Source organism: Pseudomonas sp. FP1762 (assembly GCF_030687105.1).
GTDB classification, from domain to species: domain Bacteria; phylum Pseudomonadota; class Gammaproteobacteria; order Pseudomonadales; family Pseudomonadaceae; genus Aquipseudomonas; species Aquipseudomonas siliginis.
Map to the genome: position 1 here is coordinate 3,299,041 of NZ_CP117458.1, position 17,280 is coordinate 3,316,320.

At 57.6% G+C, this 17,280-nt stretch carries 12 protein-coding genes; 9 read left to right on the forward strand and 3 right to left on the reverse strand.

The genetic code is table 11. The annotated features are described in order from the left end of the window. The first annotated feature begins 144 nt into the window (after positions 1 to 144). From PSH90_RS14630 to PSH90_RS14645, 4 genes are all read left to right on the forward strand, one after another. Positions 145 to 1,302 (forward strand): efflux RND transporter periplasmic adaptor subunit, encoded by a 1,158-nt coding sequence (locus PSH90_RS14630; protein WP_252867688.1) that lies wholly within the window; start codon positions 145 to 147, stop codon positions 1,300 to 1,302. Positions 1,303 to 1,317: 15 nt separating this feature from the next. After that, on the forward strand, positions 1,318 to 4,416 hold the full coding sequence (locus PSH90_RS14635) for an efflux RND transporter permease subunit (protein WP_252886293.1): 3,099 nt from the start codon (positions 1,318 to 1,320) through the stop codon (positions 4,414 to 4,416). A 180-nt stretch (positions 4,417 to 4,596) separates the two neighbouring features. Then, positions 4,597 to 5,238: a DUF1345 domain-containing protein gene (locus PSH90_RS14640; protein ID WP_252886294.1), complete on the forward strand. Its 642-nt coding sequence runs from the start codon at positions 4,597 to 4,599 to the stop codon at positions 5,236 to 5,238. Positions 5,239 to 5,405: 167 nt separating this feature from the next. Continuing rightward, complete coding sequence (locus PSH90_RS14645; RefSeq protein WP_252886295.1) at positions 5,406 to 5,915, forward strand: hypothetical protein; 510 nt, start codon at positions 5,406 to 5,408, stop codon at positions 5,913 to 5,915. A 50-nt stretch (positions 5,916 to 5,965) separates the two neighbouring features. Here the strand turns inward: PSH90_RS14645 and PSH90_RS14650 are convergent, their stop codons facing one another. The 3 genes from PSH90_RS14650 to PSH90_RS14660 all read right to left on the reverse strand — a co-directional run bounded on the left by PSH90_RS14650 (position 5,966) and on the right by PSH90_RS14660 (position 11,692). After that, on the reverse strand, positions 5,966 to 8,407 hold the full coding sequence (locus tag PSH90_RS14650; protein ID WP_252886296.1) for an autotransporter outer membrane beta-barrel domain-containing protein: 2,442 nt from the start codon (positions 8,405 to 8,407) through the stop codon (positions 5,966 to 5,968). Between the two features lie 249 nt (positions 8,408 to 8,656). Further along, positions 8,657 to 10,741 carry a hypothetical protein gene (locus tag PSH90_RS14655; protein ID WP_056789691.1) on the reverse strand — a complete coding sequence of 695 codons (2,085 nt, stop codon included), beginning with the start codon at positions 10,739 to 10,741 and terminating at the stop codon, positions 8,657 to 8,659. A 105-nt stretch (positions 10,742 to 10,846) separates the two neighbouring features. Then, complete coding sequence (locus tag PSH90_RS14660; RefSeq protein WP_305380871.1) at positions 10,847 to 11,692, reverse strand: hypothetical protein; 846 nt, start codon at positions 11,690 to 11,692, stop codon at positions 10,847 to 10,849. Positions 11,693 to 11,929: 237 nt separating this feature from the next. On the opposite strand from PSH90_RS14660, the gene PSH90_RS14665 reads away from it, so the two are divergent. From PSH90_RS14665 to PSH90_RS14685, 5 genes are all read left to right on the forward strand, one after another. Further along, a complete protein-coding gene (locus tag PSH90_RS14665) occupies positions 11,930 to 12,958 on the forward strand; it encodes a LacI family DNA-binding transcriptional regulator (protein ID WP_290128308.1) in 1,029 nt (342 codons plus the stop codon). Between the two features lie 150 nt (positions 12,959 to 13,108). Then, the gene (locus PSH90_RS14670) at positions 13,109 to 13,891 is read left to right on the forward strand and encodes a sugar phosphate isomerase/epimerase (RefSeq protein ID WP_150740936.1); all 783 of its coding nucleotides are present in this window, start codon (positions 13,109 to 13,111) and stop codon (positions 13,889 to 13,891) included. Beyond that, positions 13,884 to 14,903, forward strand: coding sequence for a sugar kinase (locus PSH90_RS14675; RefSeq protein WP_056789679.1), 1,020 nt, complete (start codon positions 13,884 to 13,886; stop codon positions 14,901 to 14,903). Before PSH90_RS14670 ends, PSH90_RS14675 begins: the two co-directional genes overlap by 8 nt. Before the next feature lie 57 nt (positions 14,904 to 14,960). Then, a complete protein-coding gene (locus tag PSH90_RS14680) occupies positions 14,961 to 16,259 on the forward strand; it encodes an MFS transporter (RefSeq protein WP_186569106.1) in 1,299 nt (432 codons plus the stop codon). 13 nt (positions 16,260 to 16,272) lie between these two features. Continuing rightward, entirely contained in the window at positions 16,273 to 17,235 is a 963-nt protein-coding gene (locus PSH90_RS14685) for a D-glycerate dehydrogenase (protein WP_252886298.1), read from the forward strand. The last annotated feature ends 45 nt before the right edge of the window (positions 17,236 to 17,280 follow it).

Consider the following 17,280-nt stretch of genomic DNA (forward strand, 5'->3'; position numbering starts at 1 on the left):
AATAAATTTCAAGGCCTGCAGGATATACGCCCTCGCGCACCACCGAGCAAAACCCTTACACAATTTCACACAGCAGCTACAAAGCTTCACCGCTAACCTCCCCGTCTGGCCGTAGGATGCGGCCTTCAATATTGGGGGTTGTACATGTCTGGAAAACTGCTGGCCGGGCTCGGCCTGATCGCATTGGCGCTGACGCTGAGCGCCTGTGACTCATCCTCGAACGCCGAAGAGCAGACGCCGCCGGCTACGGTGCGCATCGAGACCATCAAAACCCAGCCATTGTCGATCAGCAGCGAACTGAGCGGCCGCATCGCCGCGCCACGGATTGCCGAAGTGCGTGCGCGAGTGGCCGGCGTAGTGTTGCAACGCACCTACCGCGAAGGCAGTGACGTGAAAAAAGGCGATGTGCTGTTCCGCATCGACCCGGCACCCTTCAAGGCGGATCTGGACAGTGCCGAAGCCGCGCTGCGCAAAGCCGAGGCCAACGCCTTTCAGGCCAGATTGCAAGAACAACGCTATGCGCAGTTGATCGAGGATCAGGCCATCAGCGGTCAGGACTACGACAACGCCCGCGCCGCTGCCCGGCAGACCGCCGCTGATGTCGCGGCCAGCAAAGCAGCGCTGGAACGGGCAAAACTGAACCTCGGTTATGCCACCGTGACCGCGCCGATTTCCGGCCGTATCGGTCGCGCCTTGGTCACCGAGGGTGCGCTGGTCGGGCAGAACGAAACCACGCCGCTTGCGTTGATTCAGCAACTCAACCCGATCCATGCCGACCTCACCCAGTCGACCCGCGAGCTCAATGAACTGCGCCGGGCATTGCGCTCCGGGCAGTTGCAGGAAGTCGGTCAGGATCAAGCGAAGGCCACGCTGATTCAGGATGACGGTAGCGTGTATCCGTTGCCCGGCAAGCTGCTGTTCAGCGACATCACGGTCGATCCCGGCACCGGGCAGATCATTGTGCGCAGCGAGTTTCCCAATCCGGATCTCGACTTGCTGCCGGGCAGCTTCATCCGCGTACGCCTTGAGCAGGCAACCATCCAGAACGGCATCACCGTACCGCAACGCGCGGTGCAGCGTGACAGTGCCGGCATTGCCCAGGTGCTGACTGTCGATGAACAGATGCGCGTGGCGCAGCAACCGGTGCAACTGGGTGCGGTGCAGAACAATCGCTGGATCGTCACCGGCGGCCTGAAGCCCGGCGACCGTGTTGTCATCGAAGGCCTGCAACACGCCCGTCCCGGGGAAAAGGTGCAGATCGACGAAACCCCACTTCCACTTGCCCAGACCACTGGTCAGTAAGCAGGACGCTTCTATATGCCGCAGTTCTTTATCGACCGCCCGGTGTTCGCCTGGGTGGTCGCCCTGTTCATTCTGTTGGCCGGTGCGCTGGCCATTCCGCAGTTGCCGGTGGCGCAATACCCCGACGTCGCCCCGCCGCAAATCGAGATTTACGCCGTCTACCCTGGCGCCTCGGCGCAAACCGTCGATGAAAGCGTGGTCAGCCTGATCGAGGAAGAGCTCAACGGCGCCGATCACTTGCTCTATTTCGAATCGCAGAGCAGCCTGGGCAGCGCGACGATCAAGGCAACCTTTCAGCCGGGCACCAATCCCGAGCTGGCGCAGGTCGATGTGCAAAACCGCCTCAAGGTGGTCGAGTCGCGCCTGCCGCAAGCGGTCAATCAGCAGGGATTGCAGGTGGAGAAGGTCTCTTCCGGTTTCCTCTTGCTGATCACTTTGACCTCCAGCGACGGCAAGCTCGATGACGTGGCGCTCAGCGATTATCTGGCGCGCAACGTGATGAACGAGATAAAGCGTCTGGACGGTGTCGGCAAGGCGCAGTTGTATGGTGCCGAGCGGGCTATGCGCATCTGGATCGATCCGCAGAAGCTCATCGCGTTCAACCTGACGCCGGCCGATGTCAACGACGCCATTGTTGCGCAGAACGCCCAGGTTTCGGCAGGTAGCATCGGTGATCTGCCGTCACCTTCGACGCAGGAAATCACCGCGACAATTCTGGTCAAAGGCCAATTGTTGACTCCGCAGGAATTCGCCGACATCGTGCTCAAGGCCAATCGCGATGGCTCCACGGTGCGCATCGGTGATGTCGCGCGAGTGGAGATCGGCAGTCAGGAATATCAGTTCGGTACACGCCTGAACGGCAAGCCGTCCACCGCCGTTGGCGTGCAGCTTTCTCCAGGCGCCAACGCGCTGAACACCGCGACACTGGTGCGGGCGAAAATGGACGAACTGGCGCGCTACTTCCCGGCTGGCGTGGAATACAAGATTCCTTACGACACTTCGCCATTCGTCAAAGTCTCGATTACCAAAGTGATCTACACCCTCGGCGAAGCGATGCTGCTGGTATTTGCAGTGATGTTCCTGTTCCTGCAAAACGTGCGCTACACGCTGATCCCGACACTGGTGGTGCCGGTGGCGTTGATGGGCACTTTCGCGACCATGCTGGCGCTGGGGTTCTCGATCAACGTGCTGACCATGTTCGGCATGGTGCTGGCCATCGGCATTCTGGTGGATGACGCCATCGTCGTGGTGGAGAACGTCGAGCGCATCATGGCCAGCGAGGGCCTGTCGCCCAAGGAAGCCACGCGCAAGGCGATGACGCAGATCACCGGGGCGATCATCGGCATTACTCTGGTGCTGGTCGCGGTGTTTATTCCGATGGCGTTCATGCAGGGTTCGGTCGGGGTGATCTACCAACAGTTCTCGCTGTCCATGGCCACCTCGATTCTATTCTCGGCGTTCCTTGCTCTGACGTTGACCCCGGCATTGTGCGCGACCTTGCTCAAGCCTGTCGGCAAAGGCGAGCATCACGAGAAGTCCGGATTTTTCGGCTGGTTCAATCGCCGATTTGAGCAATTGACCGACCGTTATCAGGGTTGGGTCGGCTATGCGCTCAAGCGTACGGGTCGCTACCTGATGATCTACGTGGTCCTGCTGATTGGACTCGGAATCTGTTTTGCGCGCCTGCCCTCCTCGTTTCTGCCGACCGAGGATCAGGGCTACACCATCACCGATATTCAGCTGCCACCCGGCGCAACGAAGAACCGTACTGTACAAGTGGCCGAACAGCTCGAAGCGCACAACGCCGGTGAGCCGGGAATCAGTGACAGTGTGGTGATCCTGGGTTTCAGTTTCTCCGGTAGCGGGCAGAACGCAGCGCTGGCGTTTTCGACGCTCAAGGATTGGTCGGAACGTGGCAGTGACGATGCTGCCAGCTCGATCGCCGATCGCGCCAACGCGGCGCTGAGCCAGATCAAGGACGCCATGGCCTTCTCGGTGCTGCCGCCGCCGGTGGATGGCCTTGGCACGTCCAGCGGTTTCGAGTTCCGCTTGCAGGATCGCGGTGGTCTGGGCCATGCGACGTTGATGCAGGCGCGTACGGAACTGCTCGCCGCCGCCGAGAAAAGTCCGGTATTGATGAACGTCCGTGAAAGCGCACTGGCCGAAGCACCGCAGGTGCAGCTGATCGTCGACCGCAAGCAGGCGAATGCCTTGGGCGTATCGTTCGCCGACATTGGCAACGTGCTGTCCACTGCCGTGGGTTCGAGCTACATCAATGACTTCCCCAATCAGGGCCGCATGCAGCGGGTGGTCGTGCAAGCCGAAGGTGATCAGCGCAGTCAGGTGGATGATTTGCTGAAAATGCATGTGCGCAACAACGCCGGGAACATGGTGCCGCTGTCGGCCTTCGTTCAGGCCAACTGGATTCAAGGCCCGGCGCAGTTGACTCGTTACAACGGCTATCCAGCGATCGCGATATCTGGTGAACCGTCACCTGGGCACAGTACCGGCGAGGCCATGGCGGAAATCGAACGACTGGTTGCGCTGGGGCCGAAAGGTCTGGGTCAAGAGTGGACCGGTTTGTCGTTGCAGGAACGCCTGTCCGGCAATCAGGCGCCGATTCTGCTGGGCCTGTCGCTACTGGTGGTATTCCTGTGTCTGGCGGCGCTGTACGAGAGCTGGTCGATTCCGACCTCTGTATTGCTCGTTGTCCCGCTTGGTGTGCTCGGCGCGGTACTCGCCGTGACACTGCGCGGCATGCCCAACGACGTGTTCTTCAAGGTCGGACTGATCACCATCATTGGTCTGTCGGCGAAAAACGCGATCCTGATCATCGAGTTCGCCAAGAGCTTGTATGACGAAGGTCACGATCTGATCGATGCGACGTTGCAGGCCGCGCGTTTGCGTCTGCGGCCGATCGTGATGACATCGCTGGCGTTCATTCTCGGTGTGGTGCCGCTCGCGATTGCAACTGGCGCGAGCTCGGCAAGTCAGCAAGCGATCGGCACAGGTGTGATTGGCGGGATGATCACCGCGACACTGGCAGTAATCTTCGTGCCAGTGTTTTTCGTCGTGGTCATGAAGCTCGTACAGCGATTCACCAAACAACGCTGATCAAACTGTGGGAGCGAGCCTGCTCGCGAATGCGTCCGGTCTGCCAACACTAATGTTGAATATGCTGACGTCTTCGCGAGCAGGCTCGCTCCCACAAGGATTGGCCAACATCATGCGCAGTGGCCACATCTGTCATCGCTGGGCTAAGGTGGTGAAACCTCCCTCGCCTACCGAGCTTTCATGCCCTTCCTCGCCCGCACCCACCCTCGCCTCTCCGCCGCCGCTCTGCTCGGCCTCGCCACCGGCCTGTTGGTCCCGGCCGATTCCATCGTCAGCAAAATCCTCATTGGCTGGAACCTCGGTGTCTGGACTTACCTGATCCTGATGTTCTGGCTGACCATACGCGCCAAGGCCCCGGACGTGCGACGCATCGCCGAAGTCGAAGACGAGAACGCCGGGCTGGTGCTGTTTGTGGTGTGCATTGCCGCGTTGGCCAGTCTCGCCACCATCACCCTTGAACTGGCCGGCAGCAAAGACCTGGAAACCTCACGCAAACTCATGCACTACGGGTTCACAGCGCTGACAGTGACCGGCTCATGGCTGCTGATAGGTGTGATCTTCTGTGTGCACTACGCCAGATTGTTTTACACCTGGGACGGCAAAGAGCCGGCGCTGCGTTTTGCTGAAGGACTGACCACCCCCAATTACTGGGATTTTCTGTACTTCTCGTTCACCATCGGCGTGGCTGTGCAGACTTCGGATGTGGGTGTTGCAACGCGGAATATTCGAAAGATTGTGCTGGCGCAGTCGTTGATCGGTTTTGTGTTCAATACGGCGATCCTCGGGTTCTCGATCAACATTGCAGCAGGATTGTTCGGCTGAAAAACACGGCTTGTTCTGGCAGTTCAAAGCTCACAAAAACGTACGCCTGTAAACTGTCAACACTGACAGTTTACAGGCGTACTGTATTCACGCTTCCATACAACATCCAGAAGTAGGACGGGTCAGTCTTTGGATGTCCCCAACCATATTGTATGGAGATAAAACTCATGAGCTATGCAGCCCGAGCCTACACGACGATCTCTCCGGTTTTAGCGCCGACCTATTTGTCAGCCACTATCAACGGCGATGCCAACCCAAACTACAGGTTTGTCAAAATCCCTCAATTCATGGAGTTTCGATCTACCTCTGTACCTTCCTTCGGGCCGAAGCCCTACCCGGAAGGCCTGCGTTACGTTCTGACAGCTGGACACACTAAGGATGGTGTGACGCGTACGCTTGAGTTTGTGTTCCCTTTTAAACCCCAATCGTTGACCTATGAACTCTCCAAAGATAGCGATGATGTCAGAAGTACCTACTATTCCAATCCTGCGACGGGTGATCTGCACGTCTCTGTGAGCGGGAGCCTGACATTGAAATATGACGACATTGAAAAAACCCTGAGTGGCACTTGGTCCGGCACATATGACCATGGTGGAGAGAGCGGCAACGAAGAGTTTCCGATCACTGGGGAGTTTGTCGCTAACGCAGACCTGAGCAAGAGAAAAAACGCTTACTGACTACGACAAAAAGGAAGCTGCGAGGCTTCCTTTTTTTAATGCTGATGCAATCAGAAACTGAAGCTCAGCCCGACACTCCCTCCTAGCTCCTGGTCAGCTTTGCTGCCCCTGCTGGTCCCTATCTCGCCATACAGTTGCCATTTGTTATTGGCCGGAACCCAATTGAGGCCCCCGGTCAGTTCGAGGCTGGTGCTGGACAAATCGTTGTTGAATCCAGTGTCATTCACGCTGACACGATTATTGTTGACGAATTCATGACTTAACGCCGCGTGCAGCCTGGGTTGCAATTTTCCGCCATTGTTCAGCACCACCTCGCGACCAACGGTCATTCCGACCTTGCCGAGCAATGAGCGGGTCTCGTTGCTGTCTACCTGCAGTCCGTTGTCCAACTTGTAGTCCTTGCCTTTTACCGTCGCAACACCAACCTGAGCAGAGGGCTCGATGAAGTAACCTCGGTTAAAGACTATATGCTTACCTACTTCGACGGTTCCACTGATGCCGAGATTATCGAAGTCACCCTTTGTTCGAGTGTCATCGCTCAAGGTGACTTTGACGTCATTACTGAAACGGTTGATTTTGCCAACGGTATCCACGTAATACCCGGTCGTTTCGTCATACCAGGACAGATACATCCCGCCATAGGTGCTGTTGATCGTGCCGGCGCTGCCGCGGGCCAGGTTAAGGCGAGTGGTGCTGTAGCCACCAAAAACCCCGATCAACCATTGGCCATCACCTATCGGTAGTGGCGTGTCCACCCCCAATGAGACGCCAGTCTGATTTTGTTTATAACCATCACCGTAGGCATTCTTGACGTTGTACTGATTGGCATGAGTGCGTATCCACAGGCCGCTGGTCGCGTTCTGATTATCTGAGTCCAGTGACGCAATCGATCGCGATCGGGGCTGAGTGCCGGCCATGCGACGGTCGCCGAGGCGGGTATTGAGAGTGGTCATTTCCGAATAGATAACAGTAGGAGCGGTACCGGCAATTGCCAATGCTGTTTGTGAACCAGTGCTCGGCGTTGTCCCATCAGGCCGCAGGAAAATACCTTCGCCCTCTCGCACCAGTTTGTACGCCAAAGCACCACGATCAACCTGACCGTTTCTCAGATCGAACTCAGCATCCCCGCCAGCGATGTTAGCCACTTGAAGCGGTGCACCGGTGACAGGTTCGCTGGCGCTTGCACCAACTACCAGCTCGTGACGGCCACTGGCTGATTCCGTGACATTGAGAAAGTCCGTTTCACCGGTGGACACGTCAGCATCCAAAAAAAACCGGCCGTTGCCTGACAGGTTGGCAACATCCAGGCGGACGAACTCGGCGGGCGTGCCGAATCTCACATTCCCGCCCTGCATTTCGAGATTCGATAACGAATTGCTGCCAACCAGGTTCCATTCAGCGCCACGCCCGATGGACATAGCACTGACGCCGGTAACCGAACCGTGCAGGATCGAGTCGTTATCCAGCATCACGACGCCAGTCCCGGAGCCCTGAATGTTACCGGTGAGTATGCTTCGGGTATCGAGCGAAACAGAATCGACGTTGGTCAAATCGCCGTCAAGGCTGGCATTGTTTTGCAAGAAAACCGCGGCGGTCCCGCCGTCAGCAACCGCTACATTGCCGGTCAACTGGCTGTCGTCGATTTGAAAGCGCGCTGCTGCGCCATCCATGACCTCGAGGATATTACCGTTGCCGCCGATCAGATTCGAACGGTTAGCTATCTCGATCAATACCGGTTGATCGTCCGGCGTCGCAAAATCGACTTTGATCGCTGCGCCGGTGCGGCCCTGCACGGTTGACCCATCAATCTTCAGTACACTCTGTGCGGTGACATCGCTCGGGTTCAGGACAGTATCCTCGCCAAAGATGATCCCATCCAGTTCTCCGATGACCTCGCTGGCTGCACTGATGTTGGCGTTGCCGCCGTAAAGTTCGAGGCCAACACCGTCTGCGTCGGTCCCTTCAACCCGGCTGTCCACCAGATTCAACGTACTGAGGGATGTCACCGCTGCACCCGAAAAACCGCCTGTCAACGTACTGCCAGTGACGGTCGCTGTTGAGCCAACGGGTATATTCAGGTCGCGCGCAAGCGACATTGCTCTGCCATCGCTGGACAGCGTACTGCCGGATACCACTGCCGAGCTGTCGGTCAAGCTCAGCGCAGTGTCGAAATTGCTAGCCGTCACCGTTGCCGCGTCCAGAGACACTCGGGCGTCTGCTGAGGCTTCAATCTGTGAAGTGCTGGCGGAAATCGCGTTTAACGTCCCACCGCCGACAACGATGTTCAGCGTATCACCGCCATTGACGTTAAGCGTGGCAGTGGCAGGGATGAACCAGGCTTCTGGCGTAGCACCGACGGATACGGTTTCGACTTCACCAGGATTGAGATTTCGGGAAAAGGCCGTCTCGGATATTGCGATCAGTAATGCTGCACAAGAGAGCGTGCCAGTGAGTTTCAAAACTGTCGGTCCCAAGCTATTTTCAAACGTCATATACACTTCTCGTTGAGGTTTATCGGGACGGAAGAAGGACGGTTCAGACGTACATATTCCATCAGACGACCTTTGTAGGCGACGCCGGAGAATACCTGCTAGTCTGGACTTTCTCTGTAGGACTAATCCTCTTAGTAGGTGGGCTTAATCGCCCACTCGCGACATTTCGAGCTATTTCTTGCTTCCCCAATTAAATTGCATTGCCTGAAGAGGTTGGCTCTCCGGCAATGCAATGATCGCGAATGCCGTTTATGGAGCAGGCGCAGGATCCCAGCCCGGTTCCGATTCGCAGTACAAGAAGTCAGCATTGAGCAGGTAGACAATCATTTCCTGAACTTCTGACGTGGTTACAATTGGCGTCGAATACCAGATTTTGACATAACCTGCGTAAAAGTCGGTCGGATCAGGCGTGGTAGCAGGTGGACGAGGAAGATTACGAATAAAAGGTGCGTATGGCACTTCCCAAAGCATCCCCTCCGTTAACTCGAGCGAAGTGATCGCACGAGTATCGGAAAAAACCGTATCCGGCGGTGCGTCTATGGTGTATTTATCGTCATGCCAGCCTTGCCAATTGAATGTGATATTCATCCCATCGGTGAAATGATCATTAGGTTTGATCTTGAACGTCGCAACGTGATCATCCCCCGTCAAGCTCTCGCAAATAATGTATGGGTCTTCGGTGCCATCTGTAGGTGGGCGTTGGAATTCTGGCTTATCGAGAACGATGACTACAGTATTGACAGTTACCGTCTCCTTTGCCGAGTCTTGAGTATTATTCCGGGCGGGGTTTTCATATGTCCACCAAGCCTCTTTAAGCCCGATACCACCCGGACCGACAACGGTATATGGCAAATCTATCTGAACGACATTATTGATATTCGACTGAGTCATTTGAATGGAATTAACGATAATTTCGCCTTGATCCCCAAGATACTTCAGGGTAACCAGATCGCCCGGTTCGGGATCGGGAAACGACGTCCCGGCGGTGACAGGCGAGACATCGATGTGAGCCTTGGCTGTCTGATCGACATCCTGAGGGCCCAGTAAGTTATCCGTGACAGGTGGCTGTCCGCGGACGATCAGTTTCCGGAATTCGGGATTAACTTCAGGGGGCGGGGTCGTCGGGTCGACGGTATAAGGCGGATGCGTCGAGAAATCTGTTTTGACAGTTGTTGATCCGTCGTCGATGGATAAGCCGCCACGCATCAAGTCAGCTTTGACGACCACGTCCAATTCAAAATTCGTACCCGTCTGGTTATCAAAGTATTGTTTGCTCAGACTCGACCAAGGAATGGTGAACTCCAGCTCCGTGAGTGCGTTGAATGGCAGATCCTGGGCTGGTTGAGCGCCGTATGTCAGGCTCACTACGTCGGTGCCGATTGTATCTACCAACCGGCTGACTTTTACCTTCACACCTGCACGCGCATCTTTTAAATCGATCAGACCATCTTCGTTTGCCGGGACGGTAATGACGCCCAGTTTGGGCAGTGGCAGAAAACGCACGTTTTTGAAATACACGCCCCATGCGCTCTGGTTGCCAGCAGCGTCAGTAATGATGAACCAGATGAAGGCCCGGCCGCTCGTTACCTTGCGTAGCTCTGCGGTCGGGATGGACAGCTTGCCATCGGTGGGCATCGGTCCGTTGAAAAAAGGGGGCACCTGCGGAGGGTTGGTACGTGTACCTGCCACGTACAGGGTCAACGTGTCATCCGGCTGAACGTTGGCGTAGCCGGTATCAATTTGTACCTGCAATCCCCCTTCGTTACCTGGCTGACCCGCCCATGTGTCATCCAGATCCCCGGGGGCATTTGGAAAGGTGGCTGGCGGAATTGTTCTGGCGCCTGGAACCTGTCCTGGATTTGTACCTGTTTGTGCAGGTTTCGCTTGCCAGGCACCAGTACGGTCGATAAAAAACTTCATCACCGGACCGGTCAGCGGGTTGAGCCCCCGCTCATACAGCACGCTACGCACCCAGATCGGCGTCGGCCCCACCGGGGTTGCATCCTCACCCAGAAATTCGGTAGGCACTGTGATCGGAAAATCTACAGGACGGCTGGCCACGTCGCCGAGGTTTACCCTGTTTAACCGCGTGAAGTCTGTCGGCAGCGGATTGGCAGGAGGCTGGGTTCGCGTAACGTCAAGGGCGATCTGATCTCTGCTGTTAGGATTCGACCACACATTGGTCTTGACCATAAGTGTCAGCGCGGCGCCCACAGGTATCGCAGCTATCGGAATGATGTCCTTGTTCGTGCCGCGCCCGTCTGGCAATTCGGGGGTAGGTGCGACCAGAACGCCCAAGGGTGTGCCTGACTCCGCAGTTTGAATACTTGTCATGTGCCTTCTCCATTGCGTAGAAAATGTTTTTTGATCCATGCATCTTCGACAATGGCGAATGTCGCCAACTGCAGTCGTAATATCGCTGCTACTGTTGCGGCCTGATCACTTCATCCAACTTGCATCCGAGCAATACTTGCTTTCTCCCGGAATTTTCCTGTCTACCTTCACCAGCCCGGTAAACGAGCGAAAGATAGGTACACCGTCGCGCAATAGTTGGTAATTAACTAAGGCCGAATCGTTTTCCTCCATGGGTTCTATATGTGAAGCAAAGGGCTTGATTACAATCTTCACTGGCTCCTTGGTCACAACATCTGTCACAACCTCAGTAAAGTTAAACACCTGTGTCAAAGGGTTTCCCGACCCGTTTAAAGAATCCCATGCCTGCCAATCCAGGCTGAGGACATCCGCAAGCTGAAACAAGTCATCGAAAGGAATTTCGATACGTACCCCTTCCCAGATAAACAAGGCTTCCGGATCGTCGGGATGGTTCTTGTAACATCCGATATATCCCCAGGCATCCGCATCGGGAAAAGTAACCTCCTTCAAAAGTTGCGGCGGCTTAACTATCGCAAAAGTCAGGCGTCGTGAAGGTGACGTAGTAGGGTTGATCGAACGTACTGTGTAGAAAAGCTCAAACGTAGCCACATCCGGAAGTTTCTCGGGAGCTACTGGAATACGAAACTCCGGCGCATCGTCCGCGGCCCCATACTCGCCAAAGGCGACGAAATCAGGGTTACCAACAATGAAAATTTCAACACGATCTTTATTCACGCCTGAAACAGGAAAGTTCGGCCAGCGGTCAATAATACAAACGATGCCCACCTGTTTTGCGTCCGGCGGCAATGTTCCGGCCGGGTCAAGCGGATCGACGCCTTCCACTCGTGGCAGGCTCAGAAGCACGCCGGGATTCAATGGATCGCTGGAGGTAATCGGCGTTTCGATCGGCATGGAATTTCTCACTGGCTGGTCATCTAGGCCTGAAAGAAATTAAGCGCTGGTATTGGAAAGATGCCTACTGTCAGATCTGACAGGTAAAGCAACCGTTTGTCGGAAATCCATTTTGCCGTGACTGCTTCCGCTGCATTTGAAGGTTGACGGCTCACGGTCAGATAGTGTCTTCTGAAACCGGTTTCAGCGGTATCCATGCCGTTAAAACGCTACATTTCAAAAATAAGGTCTGACCCATTGAACGACTTCTCCGCCGCCCAGCGCAGCCGCGTGACCATGCTTGATGTTGCCGAACGCGCTGGTGTATCCAAGGCCAGCGTCTCGCGCTTCATTGGCGACGACCGCGCGCTGCTCTCCGATGCCATTGCCCGGCGCATCGAGCAGGCGATTGATGAACTCGGTTACCGCCCCAACCAAATGGCCCGCGGCCTGAAACGCGGGCGCACTCGGCTGATCGGCATGCTCGTCGCCGATATCCGTAACCCCTATTCGATTGCCGTGATGCACGGGGTGGAAACCGCCTGCCGTGCGCACGGCTACAGCCTGGTGGTGTGCAACACCGATCGCGATGATGAGCAGGAACGCCAGCATCTGGCGCTGTTGCGCTCGTACAACATCGAAGGGCTGATCGTGAACACGCTGGGCCATCACCGTGACGAATTGCACGAGCTGCGCCGCGAGATGCCTATGGTGTTGGTGGATCGCAAGGTCGACGGGCTCGACAGCGACATGGTCGGGTTGAACAACTCGCAAGCAGTAGAGATGGCGCTCGCGCACCTTGAGCAGCGCGGATATCGGGATTTATTGCTGGTCACCGAACCATTTGACGGCACCAGTTCGCGGATCGAACGGGTCAGCAGTTTTCAGGCGCAGATTGCTCAGCGCTCGACCCTGACTGGGGCGGTGCTGGAAACCGGTGATGATCTGAACGCGCAACTTCAAACCTTTTTAAACACACCCGGTGATGGCCCGAAAGCACTGTTTTGCGCCAATGGCGTGGCGGCGTTGGCGGCGACTCACGCGTTGCGCGCACTCGGTGTGCGCTTGTTCGAGGATGTCGGGCTGCTTGCCCTGGATGATCTGGATTGGTATCCGCTGGTGGGCAGCGGGATTACCGCGCTGGCACAGCCGACGCAAGAGATAGGCGCGCGGGCGTTTGAGTGTCTGCTCAAGCGCTTGCGCGGGGATGATGAGGTGGCGCGAATTGTGGATTTTGCGCCGGTGCTGATTGAGCGGGGTTCGACCCGAGGGATTGCCGGCGTCTGATCTGGCGCTTTCGCGAGCGGGCTCGCTCCCACAGGTGACCGTGTTGCAAATGTGGGGACGAGCCTGCTCGCCAAAGGGCCTGCAAAAACACTACAGAATCACCTGATTTTTTTTGAACAAAAATGAAACCGGTTTCAGAGGTCAATAACAATGAATAAACCAGCCGTTTCCATCAGTCTGTCCAGCTACGGCGCCGAGCTCGTGCGCCAGCGTGGGCAGGATTGTTTTATCGACATCCTCGCGGCAGCCGGGGCGAATCGCATCGAGTGGCGTGAAGAGCTGCTGACCCGTGAAGACCCGGCGCAACTGGCTCAGGCTACCCAGGCGCAGGGCCTGCAAAGCATTTATTCCTCACCCACCGAACTCTGGCTCGCAGGGCAAGCGCAGCCAAATCCCGAACTGATTACCGCGCTGCAGCAGGCCCAGGCATTTGGCTCGAAATGGCTGAAAGTGTCCCTCGGTTATTTCACCGACAACTCTGACTTGCAGGCACTGGCCGAGCGACTCAAGCAAAGCCCGGTGCAACTGCTGGTGGAGAACGACCAGACCTTGCACGGCGGACGTATCGAGCCGTTCCAGCGTTTCTTTGCCGCCGTCGAGCAGTACAACCTGCCGATCAAGATGACCTTCGACATTGGCAACTGGCACTGGCAGGACCAGTCCGCCGCCAGCGCCGCACGCGCGCTCGGCCGTCACGTCGGTTATGTGCATTGCAAAGCCGTTGCGCGCCGCGCCGACGGCAAACTGATCGCCGTACCGCCGGCCATCAGCGATCTGCATCTGTGGGAACAACTGCTGCGGCACATGGACCAAGGCGTTATGCGCGCCGCCGAATACCCGCTGCAAGGCGATGACCTGGTGCAACTGACCCGCGAACACGTCGCCGCCCTCGCCCGCCTCGGTCAATCGCGCCTGGAGCCAGCTCATGTCTGAGATCGATATTCTTTCTTTCGGTGAAACCATGGCAATGCTCGTCGCCGAGCAGACCGGCGATCTGGCCAAGGTCGAGCAGTTTCACAAACGGATTGCCGGGGCCGACAGCAACGTCGCGATCGGCTTGTCGCGCCTGGGTTTCAACGTCGCGTGGCTGAGCCGGGTGGGTAACGATTCACTCGGACGCTTTGTGGTCGAGACGCTGATCAAGGAAGGTCTGGATTGCAGCCACGTCGAAGTCGATAAAAACCAGCCAACGGGTTTCCAGTTCAAATCGCGCAACGACGATGGCAGCGACCCGCAGGTCGAATATTTCCGGCGCGGTTCGGCGGCCAGTCATTTGTCGCCGAACTCCATCAGCGACAACCTGCTGAGCGCCCGCCATTTGCACGCCACCGGTATTCCGCCGGCGCTGTCAGGCTCCAGCCGGGAAATGTCCTTCGAGCTGATGACCCGGATGCGCAACGCCGGGCGCAGCGTGTCATTCGACCCGAATCTGCGCCCGAGCCTGTGGGCCAGCGAGGGCGAGATGATCCGCCAGATCAACCGCCTCGCCGCCCTTGCCCACTGGGTCCTGCCGGGGTTGAGTGAAGGTCGCTTGCTCACCGGTTTCGACGACCCGGCCGACATTGCTGCGTTCTATCTGGATCAGGGCGCCGAGGCCGTGGCGATCAAGCTCGGGCCTGCGGGTGCTTACTACCGCACGCAGCTGGATCAGGGCTTCGTTGCCGGCGTGCCGGTGAGCAACGTGGTCGATACCGTGGGTGCCGGAGATGGCTTTGCGGTCGGCATGATCAGCGCCCTGCTCGAGCACCAGAGTTTTGCCGAGGCCGTGCAGCGGGCGAACTGGATTGGCAGTCGCGCGGTGCAGAGTCGTGGCGACATGGAGGGGTTGCCGACTCGCCAAGAGTTATCGGTTGAATTTGAATCCGCCTTCGCGAGCAGGCTCGCTCCCACATTTGGAATGCAATCCTCTGTGGGAGCGAGCCTGCTCGCGAAGAGGCCCGCCTGATCACCGCAAATCAATGAACCTGCTGCGACAAAAACAACAAGCTCAGGAGTCACACCGATGAAAACTGCAACCCTCGCCACCCGCCGCTGGTGGTACATCATGCCGATTGTGTTCATCACATACAGCTTGGCCTATCTTGATCGCGCCAACTACGGTTTTGCCGCCGCGTCGGGCATGGCCGAAGACCTGATGATTACACCGGGTCTGTCCTCGCTGCTCGGTGCGCTGTTCTTTCTCGGTTACTTTTTCTTCCAGGTTCCCGGCGCGATCTACGCGCAAAAGCACAGCGTCAAGAAGCTGATTTTCGTCAGCCTGATCCTCTGGGGTGGTCTGGCCACGTTGACCGGCGTGGTGTCCAACGCCTATTGGCTGATCGTCATTCGCTTCATGCTCGGCGTGGTCGAAGCGGCGGTGATGCCGGCGATGCTGGTGTATCTGTGCCATTGGTTCACCCGTGCCGAACGTTCGCGGGCCAACACCTTTCTGATCCTCGGTAACCCGGTGACGATGCTGTGGATGTCGGTGGTGTCGGGCTATCTGGTGCAGCATTTCAGCTGGCGCTGGATGTTCATCATTGAAGGTCTGCCGGCGGTGCTGTGGGCGTTTATCTGGTGGCGTCTGGCCGACGACCGCCCGGCCCAGGCCAAGTGGCTCAATGAGCAGGAAAAACACGATCTGGAAAGCGCGCTGGCCGCTGAGCAGGTCGGGATCAAAGCGGTGAAGAACTACGCCGAGGCGTTCCGCTCGCCGAAGGTGATAATCCTGGCGCTGCAGTTTTTCTGCTGGAGCATCGGCGTCTACGGTTTCGTTTTGTGGCTGCCATCGATCCTCAAGGCCGGCGCGCAGATGGACATGATCGAGGCTGGCTGGCTGTCGGCGCTGCCGTATCTGGCGGCCGTGATCGGCATGCTCGCGGTGTCGTGGGGTTCGGACAAATTGCAGAAGCGCAAACGCTTCGTCTGGCCGCCGCTGCTGATCGCCTCCATCGCGTTCTACGGCTCTTATGCCTTGGGCGCCGAACACTTCTGGTGGTCGTACACGCTGCTGGTCATTGCCGGCGCCTGCATGTACGCGCCATACGGGCCGTTCTTCGCCATCGTCCCGGAGATCCTGCCGGCCAACGTTGCCGGTGGCGCCATGGCGCTGATCAACAGCATGGGCGCGCTCGGTTCTTTTGGCGGCTCGTATCTGGTCGGCTATCTGAACAGCTCCACCGGTTCGCCCGGCGCTTCCTATCTGCTGATGAGCGGCGCGCTGCTGCTGTCGGTGGTACTGACGATTTTCCTCAAGCCCGGCGCCAGTGATCGCGTCGTCGCCAAAGCCGCCGCCACACCGCGTGTGCCGGCGCATTCCTGAAAGGACTTTTGCCATGAAAAAACAGGTCGTGCTGTACAAGAAACTTTCGCCCGCGCTGATGGCGCGCCTGCAAGAGCAGTTTGACGTGACGCTGATCGAAAGCCTCGACGCCGATGGCCTCATGCAGTTGCGCGATGCCCTGCCCCGCGCCCACGGTTTGCTCGGCGCCAGCCTGAAACTGGATGCGGCGTTGCTCGATCTGGCGCCGCAGCTGGAGGCGATTGCCAGCGTCTCGGTGGGTGTTGACAACTACGACATCGAGTATCTGAATCGGCGCAAGGTTCTGCTGACCAACACCCCCGACGTGCTCACCGAAACCACCGCCGACACCGGTTTCGCCCTGATCCTCGCTGCCGCGCGGCGGGTGGTCGAACTGGCGAACATGGTCCGTGGCGGGCAGTGGAGCCGCAACATCGGCCCGGCGCATTTCGGCACCGATGTGCACGGCAAGACGCTGGGCATCATCGGCATGGGCCGAATCGGCGAAGCCTTGGCCCAGCGCGGGCATTTCGGTTTCGGCATGCCGGTGATCTACCACAGCCAGTCGCGCAAACCGGCGGTCGAGGAGCGTTTCGACGCACAATATCGCAGCCTCGAAGAGTTGCTCCAGCAGGCCGATTTCATTTGCCTGACCTTGCCGCTGACGGCGCAGACCGAACGTTTGATCGGCGCCGAGCAATTTGCGCTCATGCGGCCGGAAAGCATTTTCATCAATATCTCGCGGGGAAAGGTGGTTGATGAGGCGGCGATGATCGAGGCGTTGCGCAGCAAGCGGATTCGCGCGGCGGGGCTGGATGTGTTCGAGCGCGAGCCGTTGAATCATGACTCGCCGTTGTTGCAGTTGAGCAACGTGGTGGCGACGCCGCACATGGGCTCGGCGACTCATGAAACGCGTGAGGCAATGGCGCGGTGTGCGGTGGAGAATCTGTTGGCGGCGTTGAATGGACAGCGGCCGGCGAATCTGGTGAATCCTTGATGCTGATCGTTCCCACGCTCAGCGTGGGAATGCAGCCCGGGACGC